The sequence below is a fragment of the Stenotrophomonas panacihumi genome (assembly GCF_001431645.1).
GTDB classification, from domain to species: domain Bacteria; phylum Pseudomonadota; class Gammaproteobacteria; order Xanthomonadales; family Xanthomonadaceae; genus Stenotrophomonas_A; species Stenotrophomonas_A panacihumi.
Map to the genome: position 1 here is coordinate 16,350 of NZ_LLXU01000056.1, position 13,119 is coordinate 29,468.

The 13,119-nt window shown below is 68.1% G+C and carries 14 protein-coding genes and 1 tRNA gene; 8 read left to right on the plus strand and 7 right to left on the minus strand.

What is annotated here, in order from left to right; all coding sequences use genetic code 11:
• The first annotated feature begins 39 nt into the window (after positions 1 to 39).
• Positions 40 to 1,923: an ATP-binding cassette domain-containing protein gene (locus tag ARC20_RS04520; protein WP_057644993.1), complete on the plus strand. Its 1,884-nt coding sequence runs from the start codon at positions 40 to 42 to the stop codon at positions 1,921 to 1,923.
• A gap of 82 nt (positions 1,924 to 2,005) precedes the next feature.
• On the opposite strand, the gene ARC20_RS04525 is transcribed toward ARC20_RS04520, so the two are convergent.
• The 3 genes from ARC20_RS04525 to ARC20_RS04535 form a co-directional block, all read right to left on the minus strand.
• Positions 2,006 to 3,787 (minus strand): acyl-CoA dehydrogenase C-terminal domain-containing protein, encoded by a 1,782-nt coding sequence (locus tag ARC20_RS04525; protein ID WP_057644996.1) that lies wholly within the window; start codon positions 3,785 to 3,787, stop codon positions 2,006 to 2,008.
• Between the two features lie 56 nt (positions 3,788 to 3,843).
• Positions 3,844 to 4,329 carry an LEA/WHy family protein gene (locus ARC20_RS04530; RefSeq protein WP_057644999.1) on the minus strand — a complete coding sequence of 162 codons (486 nt, stop codon included), beginning with the start codon at positions 4,327 to 4,329 and terminating at the stop codon, positions 3,844 to 3,846.
• Between the two features lie 84 nt (positions 4,330 to 4,413).
• Positions 4,414 to 4,974 carry a lipocalin family protein gene (locus tag ARC20_RS04535; protein WP_081418026.1) on the minus strand — a complete coding sequence of 187 codons (561 nt, stop codon included), beginning with the start codon at positions 4,972 to 4,974 and terminating at the stop codon, positions 4,414 to 4,416.
• 189 nt (positions 4,975 to 5,163) lie between these two features.
• Here ARC20_RS04535 and ARC20_RS04540 point away from each other — a divergent pair.
• From ARC20_RS04540 to ARC20_RS04555, 5 genes are all read left to right on the plus strand, one after another.
• A tRNA-Phe gene (locus tag ARC20_RS04540) sits at positions 5,164 to 5,239 on the plus strand.
• 9 nt (positions 5,240 to 5,248) lie between these two features.
• Positions 5,249 to 5,500 carry a hypothetical protein gene (locus ARC20_RS18180; protein WP_146165827.1) on the plus strand — a complete coding sequence of 84 codons (252 nt, stop codon included), beginning with the start codon at positions 5,249 to 5,251 and terminating at the stop codon, positions 5,498 to 5,500.
• A 5-nt stretch (positions 5,501 to 5,505) separates the two neighbouring features.
• Positions 5,506 to 5,874, plus strand: a complete 369-nt coding sequence (locus ARC20_RS04545) for a hypothetical protein (protein WP_057645001.1) — start codon at positions 5,506 to 5,508, stop codon at positions 5,872 to 5,874.
• A gap of 90 nt (positions 5,875 to 5,964) precedes the next feature.
• Positions 5,965 to 6,444 carry a hypothetical protein gene (locus ARC20_RS04550; protein WP_057645005.1) on the plus strand — a complete coding sequence of 160 codons (480 nt, stop codon included), beginning with the start codon at positions 5,965 to 5,967 and terminating at the stop codon, positions 6,442 to 6,444.
• A gap of 15 nt (positions 6,445 to 6,459) precedes the next feature.
• Positions 6,460 to 7,071, plus strand: a complete 612-nt coding sequence (locus ARC20_RS04555; RefSeq protein WP_057645007.1) for a TetR/AcrR family transcriptional regulator — start codon at positions 6,460 to 6,462, stop codon at positions 7,069 to 7,071.
• Positions 7,072 to 7,074: 3 nt separating this feature from the next.
• Here ARC20_RS04555 and ARC20_RS04560 read toward each other — a convergent pair whose 3' ends face one another.
• The 4 genes from ARC20_RS04560 to cycA form a co-directional block, all read right to left on the minus strand.
• Positions 7,075 to 7,392 carry a carboxypeptidase-like regulatory domain-containing protein gene (locus tag ARC20_RS04560; RefSeq protein ID WP_146165828.1) on the minus strand — a complete coding sequence of 106 codons (318 nt, stop codon included), beginning with the start codon at positions 7,390 to 7,392 and terminating at the stop codon, positions 7,075 to 7,077.
• The gene (locus ARC20_RS04565; RefSeq protein WP_057645012.1) at positions 7,389 to 8,090 is read right to left on the minus strand and encodes a hypothetical protein; all 702 of its coding nucleotides are present in this window, start codon (positions 8,088 to 8,090) and stop codon (positions 7,389 to 7,391) included. The genes ARC20_RS04560 and ARC20_RS04565 overlap by 4 nt, the downstream gene beginning before the upstream one ends.
• Before the next feature lie 155 nt (positions 8,091 to 8,245).
• The gene (locus ARC20_RS04570; RefSeq protein ID WP_057645144.1) at positions 8,246 to 9,727 is read right to left on the minus strand and encodes a DUF1254 domain-containing protein; all 1,482 of its coding nucleotides are present in this window, start codon (positions 9,725 to 9,727) and stop codon (positions 8,246 to 8,248) included.
• Positions 9,728 to 9,885: 158 nt separating this feature from the next.
• A complete protein-coding gene (cycA, locus tag ARC20_RS04575; RefSeq protein WP_057645017.1) occupies positions 9,886 to 11,250 on the minus strand; it encodes a D-serine/D-alanine/glycine transporter in 1,365 nt (454 codons plus the stop codon).
• A gap of 176 nt (positions 11,251 to 11,426) precedes the next feature.
• Here cycA and ARC20_RS04580 point away from each other — a divergent pair, with 176 nt between their 5' ends.
• Together ARC20_RS04580 and ARC20_RS04585 are read left to right on the plus strand one after the other, a co-directional pair.
• Entirely contained in the window at positions 11,427 to 12,536 is a 1,110-nt protein-coding gene (locus ARC20_RS04580; protein ID WP_057645025.1) for an alpha/beta fold hydrolase, read from the plus strand.
• 107 nt (positions 12,537 to 12,643) lie between these two features.
• Positions 12,644 to 13,105 (plus strand): DUF6491 family protein, encoded by a 462-nt coding sequence (locus ARC20_RS04585; RefSeq protein WP_057645028.1) that lies wholly within the window; start codon positions 12,644 to 12,646, stop codon positions 13,103 to 13,105.
• Positions 13,106 to 13,119 lie beyond the last annotated feature (14 nt).

The following is a 13,119-nucleotide window of genomic DNA, read 5'->3' on the forward strand; positions in this document are numbered from 1 at the left end:
GGGCGCGGGGGGCGGGCGCATCCCACGTACAATAGGCGCATGCCTTTGATCACCTTGCAGAACGTCGACTACAGCGTCGGCGGCCCGTTGTTGCTGGAAAAAGCCGAACTGGCGATCGAACCGGGCGAGCGCATCGCCCTGATCGGCCGCAACGGCGCCGGCAAGTCCACCCTCATGAAACTCATCGCCGGCGAGCTGCGCCCGGACGACGGCGAGATCCGCGTCCAGCAGGGCGTGCGCATCGCGCGGCTGGAACAGGAAGTGCCGCTCGGCGCCGACGGCAGCGTGTTCGACGTGGTTGCCGGCGGCCTGGGCGAACTGGGCCAGTGGCTGGCCGAGTTCCACCAGATCAGCCATGCCGAGCATTTCGATGCCGACGCGCTGGCCCGCGTGCAGGCGCGCATCGACGCCGCCGAAGGCTGGGCGCTGGACCAGCGCGTGGCCGAGACGCTGACGCGGCTGGAGCTGGACGGCGATGCCGCGTTCTCGCGGCTGTCCGGCGGCATGAAGCGCCGCGTGCTGCTGGCGCGCTCGCTGGTATCCGCCCCGGACGTGCTGCTGCTGGACGAACCGACCAACCACCTGGACATCGAGGCCATCGACTGGCTCGAAGGCTTCCTCAAGGGCTGGAACGGCTCGGTGGTGTTCGTCACCCACGACCGCCGCTTCCTGCGCGCGCTGGCGACGCGCATCGTCGAGATCGACCGCGGCCAGATCACCAGCTGGCCCGGCGACTGGGCCAATTACGAGCGCCGCCGCGAGGAGCGACTGAATGCAGAAGCGCAGGAGAACGCGCGCTTCGACAAGCTGCTGGCGCAGGAAGAAGTGTGGATCCGCCAGGGCATCAAGGCCCGCCGCACCCGCGACGAAGGCCGCGTGCGCCGGCTCAAGGCGATGCGCGCGGAGCGATCGCAGCGGCGCGAACTCGGCGGCAACGTGCGCATGCAGGCCGCGCAGGGGGAGTCGTCGGGCAAGAAGGTGATCCAGGCGCGCGACGTGACCTTCGCCTTCGGCGAGCGGGTGATGGTGCGCGACTTCTCCACCACGCTGCTGCGCGGCGACCGCATCGGCCTGATCGGCCCGAACGGCAGCGGCAAGACCACGCTGCTCAAGCTGCTGCTGGGCGAACTGCAGCCGCAGCAGGGCGAGATCGTGCAGGGCACCAACCTGCAGATCGCCTATTTCGACCAGTACCGCGCCACGCTGCGCGAGGACTGGAACGCCATCGAGAACGTGGCAGAGGGCGCGGACTTCATCGAGGTCAACGGCAAGCGCAAGCACGTGCATGCCTACCTGCAGGACTTCCTGTTCACCCCGGAGCGCGCGCGCGCGCCGATCACGCGGCTGTCCGGTGGCGAGCGCAACCGGCTGCTGCTGGCGCGGCTGTTCGCGCAGCCGTCCAACCTGCTGGTGATGGACGAACCGACCAACGACCTGGACGTGGAAACGCTGGAGCTGCTGGAAGAGCTGCTGGCCGACTACACCGGCACGCTGCTGCTGGTCAGCCATGACCGCGACTTCCTCGACAACGTGGTGACCTCCACGATGGTGATGGAAGGCGACGGCCACGTCGGCGAGTACGTGGGCGGGTATTCGGACTGGCTGCGGCAGAAGCCGGCCGATGCGGTGGCGGGCGTGGCTGGCAAGCCGGCGGCCGCGAGTGCGCCGGTGTCGGCGGCGAAGGCCGAAGAACCCGCGGCGGCCAAGCGCAAGCTCAGCTACAAGGACGCGCGCGAACTGGAGCAGCTGCCCGAACGCATCGACACGCTGGAAGGGAAACTGGCGCAGATGGCCGAGGCGATGAACGACCCGGCGTTCTACCAGCGCGATGCGGCGGCGGTGGCCCAGCACACGCAGGAAATGGCGAAGGTGCAGGCCGAGCTCGACCACGCGTACGCGCGCTGGCAGGAACTCGATAGCTGAGCCGGCGCGCGGAGGCCGCTCCCGTGCGAGCGGCTTCCGGCGGATCGCGAAAGGACAGGGGCGGGCAAGCCGCCCCGCAAGCTCAACCGAACAGCGCCTCGTCCAGCGCCATCAGCGCCTTGGCGCCGCTGCGGATATGCGCCGCATGCGCCATCGTGCGCGGCAGGATGCGCGCGTAGTAGAAGCGCGCGGTCTCGCGCTTGGCCGTCGCCAGGTTCGTGTCCTTGCCGCGCGCGGCCGCCACGCTGCGGGCCCACCAATAGGCCAGCACCACGTAGCCGGAATAGAACAGGTAGTCGTAGCTTGCCGCGCCGATCTCCTCCGGGTCACGCGCCGCGCGCTCCAGCACTTCGCGCGTCAGCATCGCCCACTCGCTGGCCTGGTCGCGCAGCGGCTTGATGAACTCGGCCAGGTCCGCGTCGCCCTCGTGCTCGCGCGCGAAGGCTTCGATTTCGGCCAGGAACAGCTTCAGGCCGGCCGCCTGGCTCGCGGCGGTCTTGCGGCCCATCAGGTCCAGCGCCTGGATGCCCGTGGTGCCTTCGTACAGCGTGGTGATGCGCGCGTCGCGCGCCAGCTGCTCCATGCCGTGCTCGTGGATGTAGCCGTGGCCACCGAAGCACTGCAGCGCGTGGTAGGTGTTCTCGATGCCCCATTCGGTCTGGCAGGCCTTGGAGATCGGCGTCAGGAAGCTCACCAGCGTATCGGCGCGCTCGCGCTCGGCCGGGTCCTGCGCGTGGTGCGCCACGTCGATCAGCGTCGCCGCGTGCAGCGCGAGCAGGCGGCTGCCTTCGGTGAGCGACTTGATCGTCAGCAGCATGCGGCGCACGTCCGGCTGCACGATGATCGGGTCGGCCGGCTTGTCCGGGAACTTCGCGCCCGACAGCGAGCGCGACTGCAAACGCTCGCGCGAATAACGCAGCGCATTCTGGTACGCGCGCTCGGACAAACCGATGCCCTGCAGGCCCACGCCCAGGCGCGCGGTGTTCATCATCGTAAACATCGCCTGCAGGCCCTTGTGCGGCTGGCCGACGAGATAGCCCTGCGCGCCGTCGAAGTTCATCACGCACGTCACCGACGCCTTGATGCCCATCTTGTGCTCGATCGAGCCACAGGCCAGCGCGTTGCGCTCGCCCACCGTGCCATCGCGCGCCACCTTGAACTTCGGCGTCACGAACAGCGAGATGCCCTTGGGCCCGGGCGGCGCATCGGGGAGCTTGGCCAGCACCAGGTGGACGATGTTGTCGGTGAGGTCGTGCTCGCCGGCGGTGATGAAAATCTTGGTGCCGGTGATCGAATAGCTGCCGTCGGCGTTCGGTTCGGCGCGGGTCTTCAGCAGGCCGAGGTCGGTGCCGCAGTGCGGTTCGGTCAGGCACATGGTGCCGGTCCAGCGGCCTTCGATCAGCGGCTTGAGGAACACTTCCTGCTGCCAGGCTTCGCCATGGTGCTTGAGCGCTTCCACCGCGCCGTGCGAGAGCAGCGGGAAATTGCCCCAGGCCAGGTTGGCGGCATTGACCATCTCGTTGAGCGGCACGCCCAGCGTGTGCGGCAGGCCCTGGCCGCCGAATTCCGGCGCGGCGGTGAGGCCGGTCCAGCCGCCTTCGACGAACTGGTCGTAGGCCTGCTTGAAGCCCGGCGGCGTGGTGACCGCGGCGGTGGACTTGTCGAACACCGAGCCGATCTCGTCGCCCACGCTGTTGAGCGGCGCCAGCACGGTGCCGCTGAAGCGCGCGGCTTCCTCGAGCACGGCGTCGATGATGTCGGCGGTGGCCTCGCTCAGGCCCAGGCGCTGGAACAGGGCTTCGACGCCGAGCACGTCGTGCAGGGCGAAACGGATGTCGGCCACGGGGGCGGTGTAGCTGCTCATGGGGAACCTGCGGGAATCGAAAGCGAAGGAGGGGGAAGGGCGGGCGTGCGTGCGCGTCAGCGCAGCACGCCGCTCAGGCCGGGCGCGGGGTTCAGCGTGCTGCGGCCGCTGACCTCGAACGGGCGGGATTTCTTGTCTTCCGGCGTGGCGGTGACCGTGCCCTTGAGTTCGTAGGGCAGGGCGCGGCCGCCGGCGAGCACGTCGGCGACGATGATCTTGGCGGTGGAGCTGGGCTGCATCGCCACGGTGACCACGTCGGCGGTTTCCGGGCCGATGGAGTAGTTCACCGCCTGCTGCAGGTGGCCGGCCGCTTCACCGCCGACGCTGACGTCCAGCGCGACCGTTTCGAATTGCATGGGGATGGAGCTGTAGTTCTGCAGGCGCAGTTCCAGCGACCAGCTGCCATCGGCACGCACGGTCAACTGCTGGATGCTCACCGCCGGCTCGGAGACCCGGCGCACGTTGCTGCTGCACGAGGCCAGGCCCAGCACCGCGGCCACCATCGAAAGCGTGGCGATCAAGCGCCACGCGCGCGGACGCATACGTCCCTGCATTGCCCACCTCGGAATCGTTGGAACCGGGCTAAAGCATACTACGCCGTATGGCAAGGACGTTGCGGCAGTGCGTCACTCCAGCGGCGTGGCGAGGATGAGCGGTTCCAGGTCGTAGCCCATCGCCGCGGCGCGCGCCTTGAGCTGTTCGAACTGCATGCGCGGCATGCTCGGGGTGCGCGAGAGGATCCACAGATAGCGGCGGTCGGGGTCGCCGACCACGGCCCACTGGTAGTCCGGGTCCAGCGCGATCACCCAGTAATCGGCCCAGACCAGCGGCATCCAGCCGAGCCAGTCGGGGGCGAAGCGCACTTCCAGCCGGCCGGGATGGCCCTCCACCCGGCGCGCGACCCCCTCGGCCTCGATGAAGCCGCCGTCGGCCACGCGACAGCGGTTGCGCACGCCGACCTTGCCGTCGTCGCGCAGCGTGTACTGCGCGGTGATCTCGCCCTGGCACTTCTTCTGGAAGGAGACGGGCAGGTGGGCGATCTCGTGCCAGGTGCCGGCGTAGCGGGAGAGATCGAGCTGCGGCACCGAGGTGACCGGCGGCTCGTGGCGCGCGGCATGCGCGGGCGCGACGAAGACGGCGGCCAGCGCGAACAGCAAGGGGGACAGCAGGGCGGTGGTACGGCGCATCGGGCTCCTCCGGCAGTCGGCAGCGCAGGCTAGGCAGGGGCGTGGTCAGGTGGCGTGAAGTCGCGGGAAAGGCAGGGTTTTCCCGGGGTTTCGCGGGGTGCATGGATTTCTTCGCCGCCAAGGCTTGCCCAAAACCGCAGGCATCGTTATGATGCGCGTCCTCGCAACGCAGCACTGCTTGCGACGGACGGCCGGGTAGCTCAGTTGGTAGAGCAGGGGATTGAAAATCCCCGTGTCGGGGGTTCGATTCCCTCCCCGGCCACCATTGGATTCAATGTCGAAAAGCCTGCACCTTTGGTGCGGGCTTTTTGCTTTGTGGCGCCATGAAATCATGAGCATGCGTTTGCATCGCGGCTGCGCGCAATGCATGGGAAGCATCCAATGGATGGCTTCAGCATGTGCTCCTACGGTCGGCTCTCCAGACAACAAGGAGTCGATCATGCGGGAACTCACCGAGCGAGAGTTGTCTTGCGTCAGCGGCGCGGCAATCAATGCGCGTGCAGGTTTGCATGGGTTACTGGATTGAAGCCCATGCGCGAGATTCGCTGGCGTCTGGATCACCGGCCGGTGGTGATGGTGGCCTGGTTGGCCGCCATTGCAGCACTCGCCGCGATGGTGGCTTGCGCGTTGGGCGACCCGTTCGCGCGCCTCGGTGTGCATTCCGTCCAAGCGGGTAGGGAACACCTGTTCCTTTCCACGCTGATGCTTGGCCTCACCTGCCTGGTGACGTTTGCGCGCTGGAAACCTTCAGTCGGAAAAGGGGCTCGCGCGTTCATGGCAGCGCTCGGCGTGATCTGCAGCGCCGCCGCGCTCGTGTTCGGATACGGGGGCCTGGCGATGGTGTTGTCCGGCTTCGCGCTCCTCGACCTGCTTGGGTACCTGCGATCCCCACGGGAATAGACGGCCCCCAAGGCGGCCGCTTCGCGATTCGCTTGACGTGCCTATCTACTAGTAGGTAGATTGCCCGCTCCGCCCCTCAGAGCCCCGTCCATGCTCGGCATCTCCCCCCTCGGCTGGCTGCACACCCTCGGCAGCCTGCCCGCCATCCCGCTGGCCGCTTACATGCTCCTGCGCCACGGCCGCATCACCCCGCGCTTGCCGGCCGGCCGCGCCTATTTCTGGTTCATGCTCATCGGCGCCTCGTCGGTGTTCCTCATCGCGCACCAGCCGGTGAGCGTCGTCATCGGCGCGGTCACCCTGGCGATGCTCTTCCTCGGCTACGGCGCATACCGGCTGCCGCTGTCGCCCCGCGCGCGCGGCTACGTGGAGACCATCACGCTGAGTATCAGCGTGTTCCTGCTCATGCTGCCCACCGTGTCCGAAACCCTGCGCCGCCTGCCGGCCGGCCATCCGTTCGTGACCGACCTGAAAGACCCGCTGCTGCTCGGCACCCAGGGCGGCCTGCTGGTCGCGCTGGTGGTCGGGCTAACATGGCAGGTCGTTTCGCTGCGGCGTCGCGCCGCCCCCTGATTCCGTGGAGTTTTCATGACCGAGTCCCTCGCGGACACGCTGCCGGCGCTGTCGCCCAAGGCCGAGGAAATCGTCCGCCGCACCACCGAATTCCTCGCGGTCGGCGGCTACAACGGTTTCAGCTACGCGGACATCGCCGCGGCGGTGGGCATCAGCAAGCCGAGCGTCCACCACCATTTCGCCAGCAAGGCCGTCCTCGTACAGTCGGTGGTGGCGCGCTACCGGGCGGATGCCGCGCGGGGCATGGCGGCGCTGTCGGCGAACGTGCCCGATCCGTTCGCGCGGCTGGAAGGCTATGCCCGCTACTGGGCCGACTGCATCACCTCGGGGCAGCATCCGATCTGCATCTGTGCGCTGATGGCCGGCGAACTGTCCGCATTGCCGGAGGAAGTGGCGCAGGAAGTACGCGGCCATTTCGCGGATCTCTCCGCGTGGCTGCGCTCCGTCATCGAGGATGGCGTGGCGCACGGGGTCATGGCGATTGCCGACCCGCCCGAATCCGAAGCGCGCACCTTCATGGCCACCGTGCATGGCGCGATGCTGGCGGCCCGCGCTTTCGGGGAGCCGACGATGTTTCCCACCATCGCCGGCACCGCCTTGCATCGCCTCAAGTGCGAGACGATCTGAGGCTCAGCGATTCCCCGGCAGCGGCGGCACATCGAACAGCGGCACGTTCGGCACCTGCAGCTGCTGCTTGGTCATGCCGTTGATGACAAGCAGGTAGTTGCCCGGCGGAATCTGCAGGTAATACATGCCATCGGCGCCGGTGACCGTCGCCGCCGGGCACGCGCCCGGCGCGGCGCACAGCATGACCTGCGCGTTGACCATCGGGAACACGCCCGAAGGCCCGTAGAAATCCACCCGCCCGCGGACCTGCGCCGCGGACGCGATGCCGGCGGCCAACCACAGCACGAGCGCCGCCACGCCCGTCCAGAAAATCCTTTTCATTGCGCCGCTCCCGGAACCTGCGGCGTGGCCAACCCGGCCACCGTGGAGGCCGCCGGCGCAGCGGCCGGTGCCGGGGAGGGCGGCGCTGTCGTGCCGACGACCGGCACGCCGCCCATCGACGCGTTATAGGGCGCCAGCAGGGTGATGGTGGCCGGCTGCACGACGATGCGGTTGCCGTCCTGCACCTGGGCGATGGAGGCGTCGTTGAGGTCCACCACCTTGGGCGGCGTGCCGGAGACTTCCAGGTTCAGCGCGGGAAATGCGCCATCCTGACGGGTCACCCACAGCGAAAGCTTGTTGGCGCGCAGCACCGAATAAGGCGTCACCGAAGCCTTGATCTGGCTGTACTCGTAGCTGCCCGGCGCGATCTCCTTGCCGCTGGCGTCCTTCATCAGCACGGGGATCTGCACCAGCCACGCGTCCTGCTTGTCCTTGTCGCGCTCGTGGCGATCCAGCGCCTCCATGTGCAGGAACAGGAAGGTCGCGAATCCCAGCAGGGTGAGATAGGTCGCGGTCGAGCCGGCGGCTTCGAAGCTCATCTTGAAGCCGAGCACGTTGAACACGCCGCTGGCCAGGCCCGGGGCACGGTCCTTCAGGCGCTCCTGGCGCGTCTTGAGCAGGTAGAAGATGGCCGAGGCGGGCAGCAACGGCAGCAACAGCATGAGGCCGACGACGGCCACCATCAGGAACTGGGACATGGCTTTCTCCTGGGCGATCCAGTGCTCCTTGCGGCGCGCAGGCCCCGCCTCCACGGGGCCGTCCGCCGCTCACATCCTCGCCAACGCAGCTTGCCCGCCAGACCGGCCACGACGCCCGCCGCGCGCCTCCCCGCAGGGCGCGCGCGCGCGTCGCCTTACTTCACTTCGACAAAATCCGATGGCTTCCATTGGCCATTGAAGGCCTGGGTCTCCGGGCCATACACCCGGAAGTAGACGAACCAGCCCTGTCCGGGCGTGGTCTGGATCCAGTGCGCCTCCTCGCCCGCCGGCGCCTTGGGCCCGAAGAACAGGTCCACCGACGTGCCAGTGGCGTCCTTGACCTCGAACATCGAGCGAAGCGCCGCCCTGTCCTGCTCGGTGGCGATCTCGCTTCTGGTCTGGTTGTCGTACACCGTCACCGACCAGAACAGCTTGGCCGGCACCGGCAGTGGCACGGTCAGTTTGTAGGTCTTGCCGCCGTCCAGGTAGGCACCGGTCGCATCGCGCGTGCCCAACCAGTACAGCGAGCCAGCACCGGGGGTGCGGCGGAACATGGCGGGCGACTCGATCTGGGCCTGGTAGAACCACTTTTCGCGCGCTTCCAGATCGGTATAGGCCGGTGTGTCGAAAGTGCCATTCTCCGGGCGAAGGGTCGCCCATTCCCATTGCCGGTCAGCCCAGGGACGGCGTTCGGCGCGGCGGTCGGCGAACGACTGCACCCGCATCTGGTCGTTGGCCAGTTGCGCGGCGCGCTCGAGGATGGCGCTCATCCTGGGGTCCGGCGAGAACGGCTGGCCCTTGGCGATGCCCAGCGCGGCCAGTTCGCCGTAATGGCTGCGGTAGCCTTCGAACGGCGGCTCGGCCTCGATGATCGAATGCAGCCGCTTCCAGTATTCCAGGCCACGCTCCCACGATACGGGAGAGAAGTCGGCGTGCTTGTCGCCCTGTTCAATCCAGGTCAGTGGCTGCGCCGCCGCACCCAGCGGATGGATCTTGACCTGCTTGAGCAGGTCGATGGCGGCCTGGTCGTTGCCCGCCGGGGGGATCGCGCGCAACAGCATCAGCGCGCGCTGCGTGGCGGGGCGGGACACGAAGTAGCCCGACGGCACGGGCTTGTCGTAGCCGGGTGGCAGCACGAGATGCCTGCCGCCTTTGCCGGCATCCGGCCCCGGCAGCCCCAGGTCGGTGACATAGCGCTGGTTGAGGTCGTTGATGACCCCCATGATCACGCCCGCGGGCAGCTCGACCACGATCGGCCCGTTGGACAGGTCCAGGTTGGCGCCGGCATACGGGGTGTCGGAGTTGGGGGTGAAGACCGTCTGCTCGGGCCGGCCCTGCAGCAGGAGCATCTGCGTGTTGGGCTGCAGCCCGGCATTCACGTTGCCTTCCCAGGTCGCCAGGATGGATACCGTCGGGTAGAAGAACTTGTAGGCAGTGATGGCCCGCGCGAGATCGGCATCGTCATAGGCCTTTTGCACCGTCGCCTCGGTCGGGTAGCCGCGTTCGAAGGTGTAGCCGCCCAGCGAGGCCGCTCGTTCGGGAGCGGGTGCCTGCGCTGGCGGTGGCGTGGATGCGGCCCCCGGGGCGGGGGCGGCGGTATCGGCCTGCCGGTTGCAGCCGATCAGCAGGGCAGGCATGGCCAAGGCAAGGAGGATCGCGGGCGTACGCATGGAGGGGCACCGGTGGAAACCGGTCGCATCACATCATCCTTCGTGCGGCGCTCGCATCTGTGAAATTACGCGGATTCCTCAGAAAAACTACTGGTCATCGCTGCTTGCCGCGCACGGCGGGGCATTCAGGATGCCCCGGCCGCCCGCTTGCGCTTGAACAGGTAACCGATGCCCAGGATCAGGAACCACGCCGGGCTGGCCAGCAGCGCCTGCCGGGTGTCCGGCTGCAGGGTCAGCAGCACGATCACGAAGGCGAAGAACGCCAGCACCACGTAGCACATCACCTCGCCGCCAGGCAGCTTGAACTTCGAAGCCGCGTGGCGCTCCGGGCGCTTGCGCCGGTAGGCGAGGTAGGCGCACAGGATCAGCGACCACACGAACATGAAGAGCACCGCCGACAGCGTGGTGACCAGGGTGAAGGCGGTCACCAGGTTCGGGATGACGTACACCAGCATCGCGCCGAGCAGCAGGCACGCGCAGGAGAACAGCAGCCCGCGTGCCGGCACCGCCGCGCGCGAGAGCTTGGAGAACGCCTTGGGCGCGTGGTCTTCCTCGGCCAGGCCGTAGAGCATGCGGCTGGTGGAGAAGATGCCGCTGTTGGCCGAGGAGGTGGCCGAGGTCAGCACCACGAAGTTGATCAGGCTCGCCGCCGCCGGCACGCCGGCCAGCACGAACAGCTGCACGAACGGGCTCTTGTCCGGCACCACCTCGCGCCACGGGGTGACGCACATGATCGCGGCCAGCGCCAGCACGTAGAAGATGATGATGCGCACCGGGATCGAGTTGATCGCCTTGGGCAGGTTGCGCTCCGGGTCGGCGGTCTCGGCGGCGGTGGTGCCGACCAGTTCGATGCCGACGAAGGCGAATACCGCGATCTGGAAGCCGGCGAAGAACCCGCCGATGCCCATCGGGAACCAGCCGCCGTCGTTCCACAGGTTGGCCACCGAGGCGACGCTGCCGTTCGGCGACTGGAAGCCCCAGGCCACCAGCCCGACGCCGGTGACGATCAGCGCCACGATGGCAACGATCTTGATCAGCGCGAACCAGAATTCCATCTCGCCGAACAGTTTCACCGTGGCCAGGTTGAGCGCGAGCAGCAACAGCACGCACAGCACCGCCGGTATCCACGGCGCCAGCCCGGGGAACCAGAACTGCGCGTAGGCGGCGATGGCGATGACATCGGCGATGGCGGTGATGATCCAGCAGAACCAGTAGGTCCAGCCGCAGAAGAAGCCGGCCCACGGGCCGAGCAGGTCGGTGGAGAAGTCGATGAACGACTTGTACTCCAGGTTCGACAGCAGCAGCTCGCCCATGGCGCGCATCACGAAGAACAGCATCGCGCCGATGATGAGGTAGACGAACAGGATGGACGGGCCGGCCAGGCTGATGGTCTTGCCCGAGCCCATGAACAAGCCGGTGCCGATGGCGCCGCCGATGGCGATCAGCTGGAGGTGGCGGTTGGCGAGGCTGCGCTGGAGATGGTCTGGCATGCGGGCTACCGGAACGGGACTGCCGAACGTTACGGGATGCGAACCCCACGCACCAGCCCACGCGTCCGCCTGCTGTCCGCGCTGTCCGCCGCGCGGACACGACCTCCTGCCTATTCCGGCCGTTGCCCGCGCCCGATAGCCTGTCTCCCACACGCCAGCCAGCGAGGGAAGGGGACATGGGCAAGCATTGGGTGATCGGTTTGATGGCGCTGCTGTGCGGCCCGCTGCAGGCGGCCGAGTCGTGCCCGGATACCACCGCGCAGTACGCCAAGGCACGCGCGGTGGTGGCCGACCTGGAGCGCATCTCCACGCCCAATGGCGTGCAGGAATCCTGGGCGCAGCCGGCCGGCGGCATCGCCCAGTGGGTCACCGCGCGCGGGCAGGACCGCGACAACCCGGTGGTGCTGTTCGTCCACGGCGGCCCGGCCTCGCCGCTGACCCCGACGCTGTGGCAGTTCCAGCGCCCGCTGGAGGAATACTTCACGATGGTCACCTACGACCAGCGCGGTTCGGGCAAGACCTTCTCCGACAACCCGCCCGAGGCCATCGCCGACACGCTGCAGATCGAGCGCTACGCCGACGACGCCATCGCCATCGCCGAAGCGGTGCGCCAGCGCTACCACAAGCCCAAGGTGATCCTGATGGGCCACAGCTGGGGCACCATCGTCTCGATGCGCGCCGCGCTCAAGCGGCCTGACCTGTTCTATGCGTACGTGGGCGTCGGCCAGGTGATCAACGTGCGCGAGAACGAGCGCATCAGCTACGACTATGCGGTGGCGCAGGCCAGGGCGCACCACAATGCCGAGGCGGAGAAGGAACTGGCTTCCATCGCCCCGTATCCGGGCAACACGCCGATCACCCGCGATCGCATCGTCAGCGCCCGCAAGTGGGCGCAGTACTACGGTGGCATGACTGCTTACCGGGATACCTCGGACTACTTCTTCAACGGCCCGCGGCTGTCGCCCGAATACGACGACGCGGCGCGCTGCGCGATCGACGCCGGCAACGTCTTCACCCTGGGCCGCGTGCTGCCGGAGTTCCTCGGCGTCGATTTCACCGGCGTGCGCGAGTTTCCGATCCCGGTGCTGATGTTCATGGGCCGCCAGGACTACACCACGCCCTCCGAGCCCACCGCGCAGTGGCTGGCCAAGGTGCGCGCGCCGATGAAGCAGGGCGTGTGGTTCGAGCACTCCGCGCACATGATGCCGTGGGAAGAGCCAGGCAAGCTGCTGGTGAGCCTGCTGACCTACGTGCGTCCGCTGGCGGAACCGGCGCCGGCGAAATGACCGCGCCGCCGGCCAGCCCTTGCCGGCGCTGAACGGGCGGCGGCCGGGCACGCGCCGCCGCGCGGCCAACGCGGCAAGATGACGCCAGTTCCCTGGAGGTGGCGACGATGAAGCGAGTGCTGACCCTGGCGGTGCTGGCCGCCACCTTCGCCGGCGGGCTGGCCGGATGCGCCACCGGCCGCATCAGCGACGACGAGCGCCTGGCGCTGTACCGCGCGCATGCCGGCGCGCCGGTGCGGGATTTCCAGTATTTCAACAGCCTCAACGGCTGGACCAACCTCGGCGACGACGCGCTGGCGGTGTGGACCAAGCCGGGCACGGCCTACCTGCTGGAGTTCGCCGGGCCGTGCAACGACCTGGACTACGCGCCGGCCATCTCGATCACCAACATGATGGGCCGCGTGTCGGCGAAGTTCGATGACGTGATCGTGATCGGCGGGGCGAACTCGATTCGCCTGCCGTGCCGGATCCAGACGATCCGGCCGCTGGACGTCAAGGCGCTGAAGGTGTCCGAGCAGCAGCTGCGCGAGGCCAAGGTGGAGGAGCGCGCGCAGCAGCAGGGCAAGTGACGGCGATGCCGGCT

Excerpts from the sequence above, each read along its gene's own strand:
- ARC20_RS04520 (WP_057644993.1), top strand. The coding sequence starts at position 40 with ATGCCTTTGATCACCTTGCAGAACGTCGACTACAGCGTCGGCGGCCCG.
- ARC20_RS18180 (WP_146165827.1), top strand. The coding sequence starts at position 5,249 with ATGTCGAAAAGCCTGCACCTTTGGTGCGGGCTTTTTGCTTTGTGGCGC.
- ARC20_RS04550 (WP_057645005.1), top strand. The coding sequence starts at position 5,965 with ATGCTCGGCATCTCCCCCCTCGGCTGGCTGCACACCCTCGGCAGCCTG.
- ARC20_RS04565 (WP_057645012.1), bottom strand. The coding sequence starts at position 8,090 with ATGTCCCAGTTCCTGATGGTGGCCGTCGTCGGCCTCATGCTGTTGCTG.
- ARC20_RS04545 (WP_057645001.1), top strand. The coding sequence starts at position 5,506 with ATGCGCGAGATTCGCTGGCGTCTGGATCACCGGCCGGTGGTGATGGTG.
- ARC20_RS04555 (WP_057645007.1), top strand. The coding sequence starts at position 6,460 with ATGACCGAGTCCCTCGCGGACACGCTGCCGGCGCTGTCGCCCAAGGCC.
- ARC20_RS04525 (WP_057644996.1), bottom strand. The coding sequence starts at position 3,787 with ATGAGCAGCTACACCGCCCCCGTGGCCGACATCCGTTTCGCCCTGCAC.
- ARC20_RS04560 (WP_146165828.1), bottom strand. The coding sequence starts at position 7,392 with ATGAAAAGGATTTTCTGGACGGGCGTGGCGGCGCTCGTGCTGTGGTTG.
- ARC20_RS04530 (WP_057644999.1), bottom strand. The coding sequence starts at position 4,329 with ATGCGTCCGCGCGCGTGGCGCTTGATCGCCACGCTTTCGATGGTGGCC.
- ARC20_RS04570 (WP_057645144.1), bottom strand. The coding sequence starts at position 9,727 with ATGCCTGCCCTGCTGATCGGCTGCAACCGGCAGGCCGATACCGCCGCC.
- cycA (WP_057645017.1), bottom strand. The coding sequence starts at position 11,250 with ATGCCAGACCATCTCCAGCGCAGCCTCGCCAACCGCCACCTCCAGCTG.
- ARC20_RS04585 (WP_057645028.1), top strand. The coding sequence starts at position 12,644 with ATGAAGCGAGTGCTGACCCTGGCGGTGCTGGCCGCCACCTTCGCCGGC.
- ARC20_RS04580 (WP_057645025.1), top strand. The coding sequence starts at position 11,427 with ATGGGCAAGCATTGGGTGATCGGTTTGATGGCGCTGCTGTGCGGCCCG.
- ARC20_RS04535 (WP_081418026.1), bottom strand. The coding sequence starts at position 4,974 with ATGCGCCGTACCACCGCCCTGCTGTCCCCCTTGCTGTTCGCGCTGGCC.